The following is a 343-nucleotide window of genomic DNA, read 5'->3' as shown; positions in this document are numbered from 1 at the left end:
AACGCGGTGAGCGTTCCGATGTTGACCATCTCCTCGAGCTTGCCGATCGGCGTGTACGCCGCCACCACGGCGACCAGCGCGCCGATGGTGAGCGTGATCCGCACCGGCGTGCCGGTGCGGGGGTTGGTGCGGCCGAAGCCGGGCGGGAGCAGGCCGTCGCGGCTCATCGCGAACAGCACCCGGATGGCGCCGATGAGCAGCGTCATCACCACGGTGGTCAGGCCCGCCACGGCGCCGGCCGCGATCAGCGTGGCGAAGCCGCTCTGGCCGACGTCGCGGAACGCTGTCGCCAGCGCCGCGTCCGGGTCGAGGTCGGGCGGTAGCGGCGGCAGCGGCTTCGGCC

At 73.5% G+C, this 343-nt stretch carries 1 protein-coding gene; it reads right to left on the bottom strand.

Annotated features, from left to right (window positions below):
• The coding region (locus Q0L15_RS17735) for an amino acid permease (RefSeq protein ID WP_296605778.1) at window positions 1-343 on the bottom strand (343 nt) is incomplete at both ends.

It is taken from the genome of Nocardioides sp. (genome assembly GCF_024509035.1).
Classification (GTDB): Bacteria; Actinomycetota; Actinomycetes; order Propionibacteriales; family Nocardioidaceae; genus Nocardioides.
The sequence above is the reverse complement of the archived record's forward strand: the minus strand, read 5'-3'. Positions and strand labels throughout refer to the sequence as shown.